This is a genomic window from Burkholderia sp. PU8-34 (genome assembly GCF_053427725.1).
Genome location: NZ_JBSAXC010000025.1, coordinates 31,671 through 46,431 on the forward strand (window position 1 = coordinate 31,671; position 14,761 = coordinate 46,431).

At 62.6% G+C, this 14,761-nt stretch carries 12 protein-coding genes; 7 read left to right on the forward strand and 5 right to left on the reverse strand.

What is annotated here, in order from left to right; all coding sequences use genetic code 11:
* The first annotated feature begins 5 nt into the window (after nucleotides 1-5).
* Both pntB and pqqA read left to right on the forward strand, forming a co-directional pair.
* The gene (pntB, locus tag ACV22Z_RS33360; protein WP_448080513.1) at nucleotides 6-1,418 is read left to right on the forward strand and encodes a Re/Si-specific NAD(P)(+) transhydrogenase subunit beta; all 1,413 of its coding nucleotides are present in this window, start codon (nucleotides 6-8) and stop codon (nucleotides 1,416-1,418) included.
* A 366-nt stretch (nucleotides 1,419-1,784) separates the two neighbouring features.
* Complete coding sequence (gene pqqA / locus ACV22Z_RS33365) at nucleotides 1,785-1,859, forward strand: pyrroloquinoline quinone precursor peptide PqqA (protein WP_448080550.1); 75 nt, start codon at nucleotides 1,785-1,787, stop codon at nucleotides 1,857-1,859.
* Between the two features lie 137 nt (nucleotides 1,860-1,996).
* On the opposite strand, the gene ACV22Z_RS33370 is transcribed toward pqqA, so the two are convergent.
* Both ACV22Z_RS33370 and ACV22Z_RS33375 read right to left on the reverse strand, forming a co-directional pair.
* Nucleotides 1,997-2,542 (reverse strand): dioxygenase family protein, encoded by a 546-nt coding sequence (locus ACV22Z_RS33370; RefSeq protein WP_448080514.1) that lies wholly within the window; start codon nucleotides 2,540-2,542, stop codon nucleotides 1,997-1,999.
* Between the two features lie 742 nt (nucleotides 2,543-3,284).
* Complete coding sequence (locus ACV22Z_RS33375) at nucleotides 3,285-4,076, reverse strand: hypothetical protein (protein ID WP_448080515.1); 792 nt, start codon at nucleotides 4,074-4,076, stop codon at nucleotides 3,285-3,287.
* 700 nt (nucleotides 4,077-4,776) lie between these two features.
* Here ACV22Z_RS33375 and ACV22Z_RS33380 point away from each other — a divergent pair.
* Nucleotides 4,777-5,601: an alpha/beta fold hydrolase gene (locus ACV22Z_RS33380; RefSeq protein ID WP_448080516.1), complete on the forward strand. Its 825-nt coding sequence runs from the start codon at nucleotides 4,777-4,779 to the stop codon at nucleotides 5,599-5,601.
* 300 nt (nucleotides 5,602-5,901) lie between these two features.
* A complete protein-coding gene (locus ACV22Z_RS33385; RefSeq protein ID WP_448080517.1) occupies nucleotides 5,902-7,143 on the forward strand; it encodes a cystathionine gamma-synthase family protein in 1,242 nt (413 codons plus the stop codon).
* A gap of 186 nt (nucleotides 7,144-7,329) precedes the next feature.
* Here ACV22Z_RS33385 and ACV22Z_RS33390 read toward each other — a convergent pair whose 3' ends face one another.
* The 3 genes from ACV22Z_RS33390 to ACV22Z_RS33400 all read right to left on the reverse strand — a co-directional run bounded on the left by ACV22Z_RS33390 (nucleotide 7,330) and on the right by ACV22Z_RS33400 (nucleotide 8,912).
* Entirely contained in the window at nucleotides 7,330-7,734 is a 405-nt protein-coding gene (locus tag ACV22Z_RS33390; protein WP_448080518.1) for a cupin domain-containing protein, read from the reverse strand.
* A 4-nt stretch (nucleotides 7,735-7,738) separates the two neighbouring features.
* The gene (locus tag ACV22Z_RS33395; RefSeq protein WP_448080519.1) at nucleotides 7,739-8,218 is read right to left on the reverse strand and encodes a carboxymuconolactone decarboxylase family protein; all 480 of its coding nucleotides are present in this window, start codon (nucleotides 8,216-8,218) and stop codon (nucleotides 7,739-7,741) included.
* Nucleotides 8,219-8,411: 193 nt separating this feature from the next.
* On the reverse strand, nucleotides 8,412-8,912 hold the full coding sequence (locus ACV22Z_RS33400; protein ID WP_448080520.1) for an Ohr family peroxiredoxin: 501 nt from the start codon (nucleotides 8,910-8,912) through the stop codon (nucleotides 8,412-8,414).
* A gap of 623 nt (nucleotides 8,913-9,535) precedes the next feature.
* Here ACV22Z_RS33400 and ACV22Z_RS33405 point away from each other — a divergent pair.
* From ACV22Z_RS33405 to ACV22Z_RS33415, 3 genes are all read left to right on the forward strand, one after another.
* Nucleotides 9,536-11,644 carry an efflux transporter outer membrane subunit gene (locus ACV22Z_RS33405; RefSeq protein ID WP_448080521.1) on the forward strand — a complete coding sequence of 703 codons (2,109 nt, stop codon included), beginning with the start codon at nucleotides 9,536-9,538 and terminating at the stop codon, nucleotides 11,642-11,644.
* A 34-nt stretch (nucleotides 11,645-11,678) separates the two neighbouring features.
* Complete coding sequence (locus ACV22Z_RS33410) at nucleotides 11,679-12,995, forward strand: HlyD family secretion protein (RefSeq protein WP_448080522.1); 1,317 nt, start codon at nucleotides 11,679-11,681, stop codon at nucleotides 12,993-12,995.
* A gap of 104 nt (nucleotides 12,996-13,099) precedes the next feature.
* Nucleotides 13,100-14,653: a DHA2 family efflux MFS transporter permease subunit gene (locus ACV22Z_RS33415; protein WP_448080523.1), complete on the forward strand. Its 1,554-nt coding sequence runs from the start codon at nucleotides 13,100-13,102 to the stop codon at nucleotides 14,651-14,653.
* The last annotated feature ends 108 nt before the right edge of the window (nucleotides 14,654-14,761 follow it).

Genomic DNA, 14,761 nt, shown 5'->3' on the forward strand with positions numbered 1-14,761 from the left:
CAACAATGACTTCCAACCTGACTACCGTCTCCTACATCGGCGCGGCCATCCTCTTCATCCTCAGCCTCGGCGGGCTGGCCAATCCCGAAACCGCGCGCCGCGGCAACCTGCTCGGCATGATCGGCATGCTCATTGCCGTGCTGGCAACCGTGCTCGGTCCGCGCGTGTCGGCTGCGGGCATTCCGTACGTCATCGCTGCGCTGGTCGTCGGCGGTGCGGTCGGCCTGTTCGCTGCGAAGAAGGTGCAGATGACGCAGATGCCCGAACTGGTCGCGCTGATGCACAGCCTGGTCGGCCTCGCGGCGTGCCTGGTGGGCTTCGCCAGCTACATCGATACATCGGTGCAGTTCACCGGGGCCGAGAAGGCCATCCATGAAGTGGAGATCTACGTCGGCATCCTGATCGGCGCGGTGACCTTCGCGGGCTCGGTGATCGCGTTCGGCAAGCTGTCGGGCAAGATCGGCGGCAAGCCGCTGCTGCTGCCGGCGCGGCACTGGCTGAACCTGGCCGCGCTGCTGATCGTGATCTACTACGGCCGCGCGTTCCTGCATGCGGAAACCATCCAGGACGGCATGCTGCCGCTCGTCGTGATGACGGTGATCTCGCTGCTGTTCGGCGTGCACATGGTGATGGCGATCGGCGGCGCGGACATGCCAGTCGTGGTGTCGATGCTGAACAGCTACTCGGGCTGGGCGGCGGCGGCCACCGGCTTCATGCTCGGCAACGACCTGCTGATCGTGATCGGCGCGCTGGTGGGCTCGTCGGGTGCGATCCTGTCGTACATCATGTGCCGCGCGATGAACCGCAACTTCATCAGCGTGATCGCGGGCGGCTTCGGCAGCGGCGCGGGCGCACCGGCGGCAGCCAGCGGTGGCGCGCAGCCGGCCGGCGAGGCGGTCGCGGTGAGCGCCGCGGAAACGGCCGAGCTGCTGCGCGAAGCGAAGCGCGTGATCATCGTGCCGGGCTACGGGATGGCTGTGGCCCAAGCCCAGCACACGGTGTTCGAACTGACCAAGCTGCTGCGCGAAAAGGGCGTTGACGTGCGTTTCGCAATTCACCCGGTCGCGGGCCGCATGCCGGGCCACATGAACGTGCTGCTGGCCGAAGCGAAGGTGCCGTACGACATCGTGCTCGAAATGGACGAGATCAACGGCGACTTCCCCGAGGCCGACGTGTCGATGGTGATCGGCGCGAACGACATCGTGAACCCGGCGGCGCAGGACGATCCGGCGAGCCCGATCGCCGGCATGCCGGTGCTGGAAGTCTGGAAGGCGAAGACGTCGATCGTGATGAAGCGCAGCATGGCCTCGGGCTACGCCGGCGTGGACAACCCGCTCTTCTACAAGGACAACAACCGCATGTTGTTCGGCGACGCGAAGTCGATGTTGAGCGAGATCTTCGGGGCCCTGAAGGTCTGAACGTGGGGAAACGCTCGACGCGGATAGCAGGTCCGCTGTCGAGCGACCTGAGCCCGCGCGTCATTCGCCTGCAACGCATCGCACGATGCGCTTTGTAGCCCAGGACGCGCGCAACGGCTCAATGTAGTGTGTCACCGGAAATCAAAATCCTGTCACGTAAAGATAAGAGCCGACAGAGGCCGAAGCCTGGTATTAGCTGAACCGACGGCATGATCGGCCTGCCAAGGCAGGAGACAGCGCGCACGGACCATCCCGGAATCGGGTGGCGAACATTTCGACATCCTGAGCATATACGCGGGCATTCGGGGTCGGGCATGGGCAAGGGCAGCACGCTTCCGACTCACTTTTCAACCAAGGTGACACACCATGCAGTGGACGACCCCGTGTTACACCGATCTGCGCCTCGGCTTCGAAATCACGATGTACATCGCCAACCGCTGATTGCGACTTGACTCGCCGTCCGCCCCGCGCTTCCGGTCCACGTGGCCGACGTTAGCGAGTCGGGGCCGTAGCGCGATCGCTCGACGCGACTCCGGGCACCCACTACGGCAGCGCCGCCGCCGGCAGGAAGAATTGCACTACGTAAGCGCGAGCACGAAATCGAACCGGGCCGCCTTTTGCTCGCCGTGATCGTCGATCGCCATCAGCAGCCGGCGATCGAACAGGAAATCGCGAGCGTTGCGCGGCTCCCCGGGGAAGTACAGTTGAGTGGTGAGGATCGGTCCGTTCGGCGGCTGCACCGTCACGTGGAAGTGTCGCGTGCGTCCCGGATATAGACCCGGCACGATGGTCTCGAGGCGGTAGCGTCCCTCGCTGTCGGCGAATTGGTGGCCGCGCAGCCGGAACCCCTCGACGTCATACTCCCCGGCGTCATTGGCGTGCCAGAAATCGAGCAAAGCCCCGGACACCGCTGTGCATCGTGTCGACAGCACCCGCCCGGTCAGCACGATCTTCGTTCCATTGATCCCGGGTTCGAGCAGCGATGCCCGTTGCGGCGAGTGTGGCAGGAAGAACGGGCCTGCCGTCTGCCGCGGCGTTGGTTCGTGATCGTCGGTGCACGCGGGCGTAGCAGAAACCGTGCCGGCCCGGCCATGGTTGGCATTACCGAGGGCCAACAGCAGCAACGTGGACGGCACTACACCCGACCTGCGAAGAAAATTGCGCCGTCCCCGGCTCACACTTTGCGTCCTCATCGCGGAGGCTCCTTGCTTCCCGCTCGATCGTCACGCTGCGCGGTGCGCGCAGTGGAGCCGACGAGCGGCCGTGCGGACACCGTCAAGGTTACCGGAGCCTGCACCTGTGCCAACCATGGTAAGCCGAAACTTCAGGTCAGGTGAGCCTTCAGGGGCACAGCCGGTGAATGACCGGTCCTCGTCATAGAGGCGGATCTCGCCGGGTGTACCGGTGCGCGATTGTCTGTTTTAACCGTTCACGGAAACGGGTCAACCTCAGAGCGTATGGGCAATACACGGTCGCATCCGTCGCCGCGGTGTGGTTCGCTCCGGCCGCGTGGCTCGTCTCGCACGTCAAGCTCGCTCACGACACGGACACGTATTCACCAGACTCGTCGGGTGACTAGCTACGGCGACCGCCGCGCCCTGCTGCGCGGCGGCCAGCCGGAGCGACCGGTTGAATCCGCAGTCGATAGTGTTTGCAAGGACTTCCCCGTCCCGACGAGAAGCTGACGGAGCGCCTCCGAGCGGACAAATCACCGTCGAAGGCTCTGGTCGAACCACCGCTGTGGAGAAACACGCGCATCAGGCAGAAGTCGCGCTCAGAAGCCGCCATTACAGCAGCGTTAATTGTGCGCGAGGCGAGGGGCGCGAGACGCGTGACAGTTTGGTATTCCCTTGTCCCATCCAGGTTTCAGGCGCTTAACGGTTGCTTGAACGGCTGTGCGTCAGCTCGCCGCCCCACAGTGGACTCCGTTCGTCGCTCCAGCGACGCTTTGCGCTTTTCTTCGGCGCTCTTGATGAACTCGGACAATTCGCGCTCCATAGCTGAATCTTTGGCACCCGGTTTCCACGTCGCTGCTCCGTGCCGGCGGCGCGTGGCCCGAGCCAGTGCTAATGCGTAACTCGCAGCCTTGGCACACTCGTATTCAACCTGATCGCAAAGGTCTATTGCTTCACCGAATTCCCGAAATGCCTCCACATACTCTCGGGCCGAGTGCACTGTGGCGGGGTACTCGCGCAGTTCGGAAATCACCCTGCGGCTCAGAACATGCCAGCGCAGCTTGTCCGGATAGGCAAAGGCGGGGATGGATACACCCTTGCTGGCTTCACAGCTCATCGGGCCGAGCGGCAGTGCTGCCGCCCAAGCGGCCTTATGCATCACCGTCCGACAGGTTCGAGCGTAACTTTCCAGCGACAATGCGAGTTCCAACGCAGTTTCGCGTCGCTGACGCTTGCGCTCCCTGGCATCCCTTGCTGAGATCCACGCGAGCGTTATGACTGAGCCGACTGTCCCTGATGCCAGCGCCAGACTCAGTGGAGCATTCCAGCTGAGTCGTTGTAGAAATTGAAGCGATTCCTGCCACATGCGATGTGCCTCGGACAAAGAGGTGGACAGAGTATAAGCAATCGTTTGCGAAGTATTCGGGGCAAAAAAGACGGTGTGTGTTTTCGCCACAGGCACATCAGTTGGGCTGATGCCCATCTTGACAGACCGGGGCGAACCGCGGCAATCGTCCACCCAGTTCCAAAGGAGGACACGACAAAAGTTTGTGGCCGCCTCGCTTCGTAGACGGACTGCGTGACGACATTGGTCCGGACGGCGGGCAATGGGACCGCGTGCTGCCGCTTATGCGACGCGCCGTTAGATCTCGGGACGGGCACCGAACGGCTTCCGGCGTGCCCCGCGCGCGACCCGCGATTTCTGCCGAGGGGCTTGGGAATAAAGTTCTGCAGAATGCGGACACAGATACCGTGCCAACCCGTACAAACTAGCAACCGAAACTTGACATAATTGAATCTCGCGAACCTTTATAGGGGTCGGAGATAAAATTGGTATTGGGCCGTATGACCCCCAGTGTCGCTGGGTCTTCGATCAGCCCTCCTGGATGTCTGATCGGAGCCAGGCTACGCATGCGCTTGAGGCTGATATGACTCCCGGTTTCAGTTGGAAAATTCCGGCTCATGCGCCTGGACGTGCAGCGCGCCCATGACGCGCCTATCGCACTGGGGCAGCATGCATCGATCGACGCGATACGTGTCGCGCTCGGCAACACCGGCTCGAACTCTGCCAGCCCCGGTGCCGGGATGTGCCAAGGGATGACGTCTGGCATCGCAGTGCGTGGCTACGATCGGATGGCCGGATTCACGAAGGAAACCGTTTTTTTTTCAAACTCAGAGTTGAAATGCACACACGCGTTATTCAAGGCAGCACACTGCATTACCAGGAGCACGGCACCGGATTCCCGGTACTGCTCGCACACAGCTATTTGTGGGATGCCGCGATGTGGGCGCCGCAGATCGAGGCGCTGTCCCGCACATATCGGGTCATCGTGCCGGACTTGTGGGGACACGGGCTGTCGGGCGCGCTTCCCGACGGGACGCAGACGCTGGGCGATCTGGCGGCTCACGCGAGCGCACTGCTCGACGCGCTCGGGATCGAGCAATGCGCGATCGTCGGACTGAGCGTCGGCGGCATGTGGGGAGCGCAACTCGCGTTGCGCGAGCCCGAGCGCGTGCGCGCACTCGTCCTGATGGATACGTCGCTCGAGGCCGAGCCCGATGTGACGCGCACGCGCTATTTCCAGATGCTCGACGCGATCGAGGCCGCAGGCAGGATCGCGCCGCCGCTGCTCGATGCAATCGTGCCGCTGTTCTTCCGGCCCGGTGCAGACCTGACGGGCGCCGCGCCGGCCGCGTTCCGCGATGCGCTGGCGAATCTTTCGGCTGACCGGCTGAGGCAATCGATCGTGCCGCTCGGCCGGATCATCTTCGGCCGGCCGGACACGCTGTCGACGCTCGCCGCGCTGGACGGCGCGCGGACCCTGCTGATGTGCGGCGCTAACGACGTCGCGCGCCCGCCGGCCGAAACCGTGAAGATGGCCGGTGTGATCGGCTGCCGGCACGTGTTCGTGCCCGACGCGGGCCACATCTCCAATCTGGAGAATCCGGCGTTCGTCACGCAGAGGCTGCTCGAATGGCTCGGCGAGCAGGAGGTGTCGGCAGGTTGACGAGCGGGCAATCGGGCAGCGCTCAGTCAAACTGCGACAGTCGGCAAGCTAAAGGGAAGCGATGCAATGCTCACCGTGCTTTCCGAAGCGTCATCGGTGAAGGTCGAGGATGCGCCAGACCCAAGTCGCTAGAATCCGCGCATGACGCAGAATTCGTTGGCCGGGAGTGAGCGGCTATGCGATCAGTCGTGGAGAATGGCTGGATGGCGTGGGCGGCGTCGCGGCGCTGAGCAGTTCGCGGGCCCATGGATTGCCGGGGATAATCGGACGGCAGTAATCGACTTAGGAAGCGGAGAAGGAATGGACAAGCAAGGCTTCACCACGGGCATTGTTCACGGCGACAGAATCGCGGGCACTGAGCACGGTGGCGTGCATCAGCCGATTCATACGTCCGTGCAATATGGTTTCGAACGCGTCGAAGATCTGATCGGCGTGTTCCAGGGCACGAAGAAGGGCGGCTTCAATTACGCGCGGCAGGGCACCCCCACGACCGCAGCGCTCGAGCGCAAGATCACGAGCCTGGAAGAAGGTGTCGGCACGGTCTGTTTCAGTACCGGCATGGCCGCGATCACGGCGACGTTTCTCACGCTTTTGCGCGCGGGTGATCACCTCGTATCGAGCCGTTACGTGTTCGGCAACACCAACAGCTTGTTCGGCACATTGCGGATGCTCGGCATCGAAGTCACGACCGTCGATGCATCCGTCGCCGAGAACGTGAAGAACGCGATCCGACCGAATACGCGCATGGTGTTCGTCGAAACCATCGCAAATCCGGGCACACAGATCCCCGACTTGCAGGGTATCGGCGACGTGTGCCGCGAGCGTGGCATCGTGTATGTCGTCGATAATACGATTACCTCGCCCGCCTTGTTCAAGCCGAAGGCGGTCGGCGCGAATCTCGTCATCAACTCGCTGACGAAGACGATCGCGGGCCATGGTGCTGCGCTCGGCGGAGCGGTGACCGATACGGGCCTGTTCGACTGGAGCGCGTATCCGAACATCGCCGATGACTATCGGCGTTCGACGGCGAAGGAGCAGGGGCTTTTGCAGATCCGCAAGAAGGGCCTGCGCGACATGGGCGCGGCATTGTCGTCCGAGCAGGCGCATTCCATCGCGGTGGGCGCGGAAACACTCGCGTTGCGCGTGAAGCAAAGCAGCGACAACGCGCTCGCACTCGCGCAGTTTCTGGAGGGGCACAAAGCCGTCGGCAAGGTGTTCTATCCTGGCCTGAAGAGCCATCCGCAATACGCGATCGCACAAGCGCTGTTCAAGGGCGCGTCGTGGCTGCTGTCGTTCGAATTGCTTGACGCGGAGCGCATGATCGAAGTCGTCAACGCGCTTGAGCTGCCGATCAAGGCGACCGGTCTTGGTGACACGCGCACGCTGATCATTCCCGTTGCGCCGACGATCTTTTTCGAAGCTGGCCCGGAAACGCGCAAGGCGATGGGCATCTCCGACGGCATGCTGCGGCTGTCGGCCGGCATCGAGGATATCGACGATCTGATCGCGGATTTTTCGCAAGCGCTGAAGCTTGCGGCGTAACGTTCGGACCGTTGATATTGTGAACGAAGCCAGCGCGCTGGCTTCGCTCGCCCTGATCGTGCCAGCGCGGTCACCGCGATCGCTACACCGATCGCATGCAACGAGAGCAATGCACGTGTTCGATGGGGCGTGGTGGTCGAAACCGGCGAAGCGGCCCGGCGTTGCCGGGCCTCGACAACGGTTGTCCTACTTCACCGGCGTGAGGACCGGCGCGCCCTTGTTCTTGATCAGGAACACGACGAACTTTGCCGGCTTTGTGCTGCTGGCATTTCGCCCAACCGTATGCACGTCTTCCGGGCCTTCGTGGAACGTGTCACCAGCGTGGAGCGTGACCTCCTTGCCACCGTTCAGGCCCATCACGATACTGCCGTCGAGCACGTAGACAAAGGCGTGCGCATCGTGACGATGAACGGGATCGACACTGCCGGGCGGATAATCCACGACGATCATCTGGACTTCCTTGCCCGGATACTCGGGCAATGGCTCGGTGGTCAACGGCGTGACCTTGGCTTGCGGTGCGGCGGCGGCCGGCTGAACGACCATCAGCAGCGACGATACCAGCGGCGCAAGAACAAGCATGATGCGTTTCAAGTCGTCACTCCAGGTTGGCCTTGTCGAGCCCGAACATCTTGTCGAACGAGCCGGGCACGATGCGGAATGCGACGTTCAGCCGATTCCAGCTATTGATTGCACCCACAAGGAAGGTGAGATCCGACAGCTCCTTCTCGGAATAGTGCGCGCGCACGCGTTCGTAGAGGTCGTCCGGCACGCCATGCGGGGGAAGGTGGGTCAGTGCGTCGGTCCATTCCAGCGCGGCACGCTCGCGCGGCGAAAACAGGGTCGACTCGCGCCAGATCGCGACGTGATGCAGGCGCAGTTCGCGCTCGCCGTGGATTTTCGCCATCTTGATGTGCATGTCGACGCAGAACGCGCAGCCGTTGAGCTGCGATGCCCGAATCTCGACGAGTTCGCGGACCGGCGCCTCGATCGTCGTCTTTTGAAACAACCCGTCCAGTTCGACGAGCTTCTTCGTCAGTTCGGGCGATTGCTGAAAGTAGTTGATACGTTGTGTCATGATCCGTTCTCCTGATGTGTGGAAGCGGCACTATTGGCCCCGGGTATAACGATTCACCGCAGGACCTGCCTGACAACCATCGTAATCGCGAGCGTCGCGGGTCAGTAGTGCCGGGAACGTGCGCATTCTGTTGCCGCTTCGACACCAATCACCCGTCAGGTGTATCAGTCGACTGCGCCTCGTTGACGTTCATTCAGGCCGACAGCGCGACGACACTGAAGATTCCCTGTCGCGCCATCTTCGAATAGGGACACAGGCGTTCCGTGTCGCGGACAAGACCTTCCGCGACATGCCGGTCCACGCCCGGCATGCGGATGGTGACGTTGGCAATCAGCGCATATCCGCCATCTACCGGATCGCGACCGAACGATACTTCGACGACCACGGTCGTCTCTCGGATGTCGATCTGCCCGCGTTGCGCGAGCAGGCTCAGCGCGCCGTGAAAGCACGCTGCGTAGCCGGCGGCAAAGAGCTGTTCGGGATTGGTTGCGCCACCCGGGCCGCCGAGCTGTGTGGGCAAGCGCAGATCAAGGAGGAGACAACCGTCGTCGGATCTCGCGACGCCCGATGCACGGCCGTGCCCGGATTCGCCTCCAGAGACCGTGACGGTGGTCGTGTAGAGCGCGGCGAATTCCCGCCCTCGGTATTTGTCGAGCAATGTCAGCGGCGGAGGTTGCAACCTCTCGTTCTCCATATCCCTCCCTGTTGCTTGTATTGGTCAACGCGAGCGCTCTCGAACCTTGCGAATCGAGGCGGCGCGGTGTTGTTCGAAGCGAATCGGCGCGATGTCGCAAGTCTTGCCTGCAAGGCGATCCCCGTGACCTCCATCCGACAGATGGGCCAAACGCTCTTGCATGCTAGGCAAAGACGAGTCGCCGTGCCAGATCGACTCGGGATGCATGGTGTTGCCCACTCGGCACCAATTCGGTGAGAACGGCGTGCGACCGGCCGCATCAATCGCTCGATGAATGCGGCGACGGGGCGGATTGTTGCCGATGAGTAACGGGAAAGTGTTCCGATACAGGTCTACCTGCGCATGAGTCCGGCTCCTAGTATTACGGCACGGCACTGCGGCCGATCAGGATTGCAGACGAGCCGTCGATTTCGATAGCGCCCGGCATACGCGGCCTGAATCGTGATTTCCCGTCGTCAATGAAGTGCCGCGAATGCAACGGCAACCGTTCCCGAAACATGTACATCGGGCGGGAGCGGCTTTGTCGTCGATTCCGAAGACCGTGACCCACTTTTCGACTGGCGCGTGCAAGCGGCCCATCGGCGACGCGAAATGCGACGCACATACGAAATCGGAGGCTTGCGATGGAAACATTGAATATCGATTGGCTGATGACTTCGGTGGCGCCGATTCGAACGGAACCCGGCATCGAAGCAGGCGCTCATCTCGTCAGTGAGCGCGAAGGGTATGCGCACCACGGAATCTACGCGGGAAACGGACTGGTTATTCACTATGGCGGCTTTCATCGTTCCGCCAGGCGGTGCCCGGTGGAGTGCATCTCGCTGCGTCGCTTCGCGGCGAACAAAGGCGTCCGTGTTCAACCGGAACCGGATGCCGTCTATACCGGGATGACGGTTGTCGAGCGGGCCATGTCGCGCCTTGGTGAAGACCGATACCAGCTTCTGACGAACAACTGCGAACACTTCTGTACATGGTGCGTACAAGGTGTCGGGCGCAGTGAGCAGGTACGCCGTGGCTTGAGGAATCCATGGATTGGCATCAGAACATTGTTTGCGTTTGCGAACGAGATGCTTGCGTGTCGCGCACGCATGACGTCGCGTCGTCGCGATGAAAAGCGCTCGAGTCACGCTGCGCTGCTGCCAATACCGGACCGAGCCTGCATAGCGAATTATCTGCAAACGGTTTTCTTTGCCTACTACGTGACGAGATCAGCAATGAACATTTTTTCAATCGCCGGGCGACACATGTCACGCGTGTTCAAGGCGGGGCTGCCGGTGATCGTCGCGACCGGTTTGTCGGCGTGCGTGAATTACGCAGGCATTCATGGCGATGCAGCGATGGCTGATCCGCAGAAGTACGCGACGCAACAGAGTCTTCCGTTCGAGCGAGGCCACTGGCCTGCCGCCAATTGGGCCGATCAGTTCGGCGACGGCCAACTGAACGCACTGGTTGACGAGGCGCTGAGAAGCAGCCCGACGCTCGATCAGGCACGTGCGCGCGTGGCGGCCGCGCAGGCCTACAGCGAATCCGCGCATGCGGGAACGATGCCGCGCGTCGACGCCAGCTACGCGCTCACACGTCAGCAATTTTCAGGAACGGCGCTCGTTCCGCCGCCGTATGGCGGGTCATGGCAGACCGAGAACCAGGGCATCCTGAGCGCTTCGTATGAGCTCGACCTCTGGGGCAAGAAGCGCGAGGCGCTGAAGGCGTCGGTGTCCAGGCTTCAGACGAGCCGCGCTGACGAGGAATCGGTAAGGCTGACGCTCACGACGTCGATCGCGCGCACCTATAACCAGCTTGCGCGCCTGTACATGTTGCATGACATCGCGGAGCAGGAGATCGATCGGCGCGAGCAGATCGATCGCATCACTGCGGGCCGTATCGCGACAGGGCTCGATACGCAGGTCGAGCGCGAGACTGCGCGTGCGAATCTCGCGACGAGCCGCGCCGCGATGAAATTGCTCGACGGTCAGATTCTCGCGACGCGCTATCAGATCGCCGCGCTGCTTGGCGCCGGTCCCGACCGCGGCTTGCAGATCGCGCGCCCGGTGCTCGGCATGGGCGACGAGGTTCGTTTGCCCGGCAATCTGCCTGCGGATCTCGTGAGCCGGCGCCCCGACATCGTGGCCGCCCGGTGGAGCGTCGATGCGATCGCGCACGACGTGAAGGAAGCGAAAGCCGAGTTCTATCCCGACATCAACCTGAGCGCCGCGATCGGACTCGATGCGTTCGGCTTCGGTCGCTTCCTGACGGCGGCGAGCCGCACGGCATCGGTCGGCCCGGCAATTCACCTGCCGATCTTCGACGCGGGTGAACTCCGCGCGCAACTGAAGGGACGCTACGCCGACTTCGATTACGCCGTCGCGACCTATAACCAGGCGCTCGTGACCGCATTGAGCGAAGTCGCCACGCAGATTGCCGGCGTGCGTTCGACGGATGCGCAGCTTGTCGATGCGCAGACTGCGCAGCAAGCCGCACTGAAAGCCGCCGAACTGGCGCTCGCGCAGTACAAGGCCGGTCTCACGAATCAACTGACCGTGTTGAACGCCGACGTCAATGCGCTTTCCGCCAACCAGAGCGTCGCAAATCTGCACATGGATCGTCGCGATCGGCAGATTGCGCTGGCGTCAGCGCTGGGCGGCGGCTTCGTCGACACGTCGTTCGCGGATTCGGGGGCCGCGGCACGTGCCGATGTGTCGGCGTCCGACACGCGTGCCGTCGCCGCGCGCTGAGCGGTTACTCATCGAATCTGCCTGGAGAATTGAAATGAGCGAAATCAACCCGCCGGTTCGAAAGCCGGTCGATGCCGCCCGCGTGAATCATGACCCGTCGCCTTCGGGAGGAGACGATGTCGCAAGCGAATCCGCTACGCGGCGGCGCAGGCAACTGCTGGCGCTGCTCGGCATGGCGATCGTTGCGTCGTCGGTCGCGTATGGCGCGTACTACCTGACGTATGCGCGCTACCACGAATCCACTGACGACGCGTACGTCAGCGGCAATCTCGTGCAGTTGACTCCACAGGTGGCGGGTACCGTCGTCGGCGTGAATGCCGACGATACGCAGATCGTGAAGGCGGGCGATCCCGTCGTCACGCTCGACAACGCAGATGCGAAAGTCGCGCTCGGCAACGCTGAAGCGACGCTGGGTCAGACCGTGCGGCAGGTGAGCAGTCTTTACGTGAACAACGATCTGTATGCCGCGAACGTTGCCCAGAAGCAGTCCGATCTGGCGCGCGCTCAGGACGATCTGCGCCGCCGCCAGGCCGTTGCCGATACGGGCGCCGTGTCGGCCGAAGACATCGCCCACGCGCGCGACACGGTGGCGGCCGCGCGGGCCGCGCTCGACGCCGCGCGTCAACAGGCGGAGGCTAACCGCGCATTGACCGGCCGCACGACGATCGACCAGCATCCGAACGTGCAAGCCGCCGCGTCGAAAGTGCGCGACGCCTATCTTGCCTACGCGCGCAACGTCCTGCCTGCGCCCGTCACGGGTTATGTCGCGAAGCGTTCGGTTCAGGTCGGCCAGCGTGTGTCGCCGGGCACGCCATTGATGGCGATCGTGCCGCTCGACGGCGTGTGGATCGATGCGAACTTCAAGGAAAGCCAGTTGCGCAACATGCGCATCGGTCAGCCCGTCACGCTGACGGCTGATGTGTATGGCGGCAAGGTGAAATACCACGGCCGCGTCGTCGGCTTCTCGGCAGGCACGGGCAGCGCATTCGCGAGCTTGCCGGCGCAGAACGCGACGGGCAACTGGATCAAGATCGTTCAGCGTCTGCCCGCGCGCATCCAGCTCGACCAGAAGGAACTGGAAGCGCATCCGCTGCGTATCGGCCTGTCGATGGACGTCGATGTGGATACGCGCGACAACACGGGCCCGCAGCTCGGCGCGGCGATGAATACGTCGTATCGCACGGACGTGTTTGCCGAATACGGCGCGCAGGCCGATGCCGAGATCGAGAAGATCATCGCTCAAAACGTCGTCACCGAGCATGCGGGGCCAACGGGGCACGTCGTATCGTCGACGACTTCGGCACAGCGCGACGCAAGAGACACGCGCGGCACAAAACCGCGCGCAAGCTGAATCGCCCCCCGGAGCGTGCGCCGCAGTCGCGTTCCGGGCGATTCAATCATCTGACTGGCCGGATCGATACGCCGGGCCTGTCGAACCTTCAGAGTGGAAGCGAGATGAATTCCTCAATGCAACTTGCACCGCCGCCGCTGACGGGCGGAAAGCTGGTTCTTGCGACAATCGCAGTCGCACTCGCGACGTTCATGAACGTGCTCGATTCATCGATTGCCAACGTTGCGATTCCGACCATCTCGGGAAACCTGGGCGTATCCGTCGACGAAGGCACGTGGGTGATCACGCTGTTCTCGGCGGCCAATGCAGTCGCGATTCCTTTGACGGGCTGGCTCACGCAGCGCGTCGGGCAGATCAGGCTGTTCGTGGCCGCCATTGTGCTTTTCGTGTTTTCGTCATGGTTGTGCGGCGTCGCGCCGAACCTGCTCGTGCTGCTCGCCGCGCGCGTATTGCAGGGGGTCGTCGCAGGGCCTCTGATTCCACTTTCGCAAGCGATCCTGTTGGGCTCGTATCCGAAGGAGAAAAGCTCGACCGCGCTGGCGCTATGGTCGATGACCGCGACAGTCGGCCCGATCGCCGGTCCCGCGCTGGGCGGCTGGATCACCGACAGCTACAGCTGGTCGTGGATCTTTTACATCAACATTCCCGTTGGCCTGTTCGCGGCCGGCGTGACGTGGATGATCTATCGTGACCGGGAGACGCCGGTGCGCAGGCTTCCCATCGACAAGGTCGGCCTGATGTCACTCATCGTGTGGGTCGCGTCGCTGCAGATCATGCTCGACAAGGGCAAGGATCTCGATTGGTTCAATTCGCCCGTGATCTGCACGCTTGCCGTCGTCGCCGCCATCGGCTTCTTGTTCTTCCTGATCTGGGAATTCACGGAGAAGAACCCGATCGTGGATATTCGCCTCTTCGCGGTGCGCAATTTCCGCGGCGGCACGATTGCGATTTCGGTTGCGTATGCGGTGTTCTTCTCGAACCTCGTGATCCTGCCGCAATGGATTCAGGGCTATCTGGGCTATCGTTCGGTGGACGCCGGACTCGTGACGGCGCCGCTCGGAATCTTCGCCGTGCTGCTTGCACCATTGATGGCGAAGATCATGCCGAAGTCCGATGCACGGGTGCTCGCGACGCTGGCCTTCCTTGGCTTTGCGGGCGTGTTCTTCATGCGCTCGCATTACACGACGAGCGTCGACCCCTATACCCTGGTGCTGCCGACACTGTTGCAAGGTATTCCGATGGCGCTCTTTTTTACGCCGCTTACCGCGATCATCCTGTCGGGGTTGACGCCCGACAGGATTCCGGCGGCCGCCGGCCTGTCCAATTTCGTGCGTGTGTTCGCGGGCGGCGTCGGCACGTCGTTGATCTCGACCGGGTGGAACGACCGGACGATCCTGCACCATGCCCGACTCGCCGAGCAGTCGAGCATCAACAACCCCGACTATATGAGCGCGATCGCGCAGCTCCACGCGACGCTCGGCGGCGGTATGGATCAGGCCGCGACGTTCTTCGAACGCGCGCTGAATGCGCAGGCAGCCATGCTCGCGCTGAACGATATCTTCTGGCTGTCGTCGATCATCTTCATCGTAATCATCCCGCTGGTCTGGCTCACCAAGCCCGGCAAGGGCGGTGCTGGGGTAGCGGCAGGGGCGCACTGAGTGAGGTCACTTCGAATCGCACGGTGATGATCGCTCGTACGCCGTCGAGCCAGAATGCGCCAAACCCGTGAGGATCGATCCCAAGGTGATGTCCAACATTTTCAGATT

Bases quoted from the DNA above. Each gene is read 5' to 3' on its own strand.
- pntB (WP_448080513.1), top strand. From the start codon at position 6: ATGACTTCCAACCTGACTACCGTCTCCTACATCGGCGCGGCCATCCTC.
- ACV22Z_RS33375 (WP_448080515.1), bottom strand. From the start codon at position 4,076: ATGGGCATCAGCCCAACTGATGTGCCTGTGGCGAAAACACACACCGTC.
- ACV22Z_RS33380 (WP_448080516.1), top strand. From the start codon at position 4,777: ATGCACACACGCGTTATTCAAGGCAGCACACTGCATTACCAGGAGCAC.
- ACV22Z_RS33385 (WP_448080517.1), top strand. From the start codon at position 5,902: ATGGACAAGCAAGGCTTCACCACGGGCATTGTTCACGGCGACAGAATC.
- ACV22Z_RS33395 (WP_448080519.1), bottom strand. From the start codon at position 8,218: ATGACACAACGTATCAACTACTTTCAGCAATCGCCCGAACTGACGAAG.
- ACV22Z_RS33400 (WP_448080520.1), bottom strand. From the start codon at position 8,912: ATGGAGAACGAGAGGTTGCAACCTCCGCCGCTGACATTGCTCGACAAA.
- ACV22Z_RS33405 (WP_448080521.1), top strand. From the start codon at position 9,536: ATGGAAACATTGAATATCGATTGGCTGATGACTTCGGTGGCGCCGATT.
- ACV22Z_RS33410 (WP_448080522.1), top strand. From the start codon at position 11,679: ATGAGCGAAATCAACCCGCCGGTTCGAAAGCCGGTCGATGCCGCCCGC.
- ACV22Z_RS33415 (WP_448080523.1), top strand. From the start codon at position 13,100: ATGAATTCCTCAATGCAACTTGCACCGCCGCCGCTGACGGGCGGAAAG.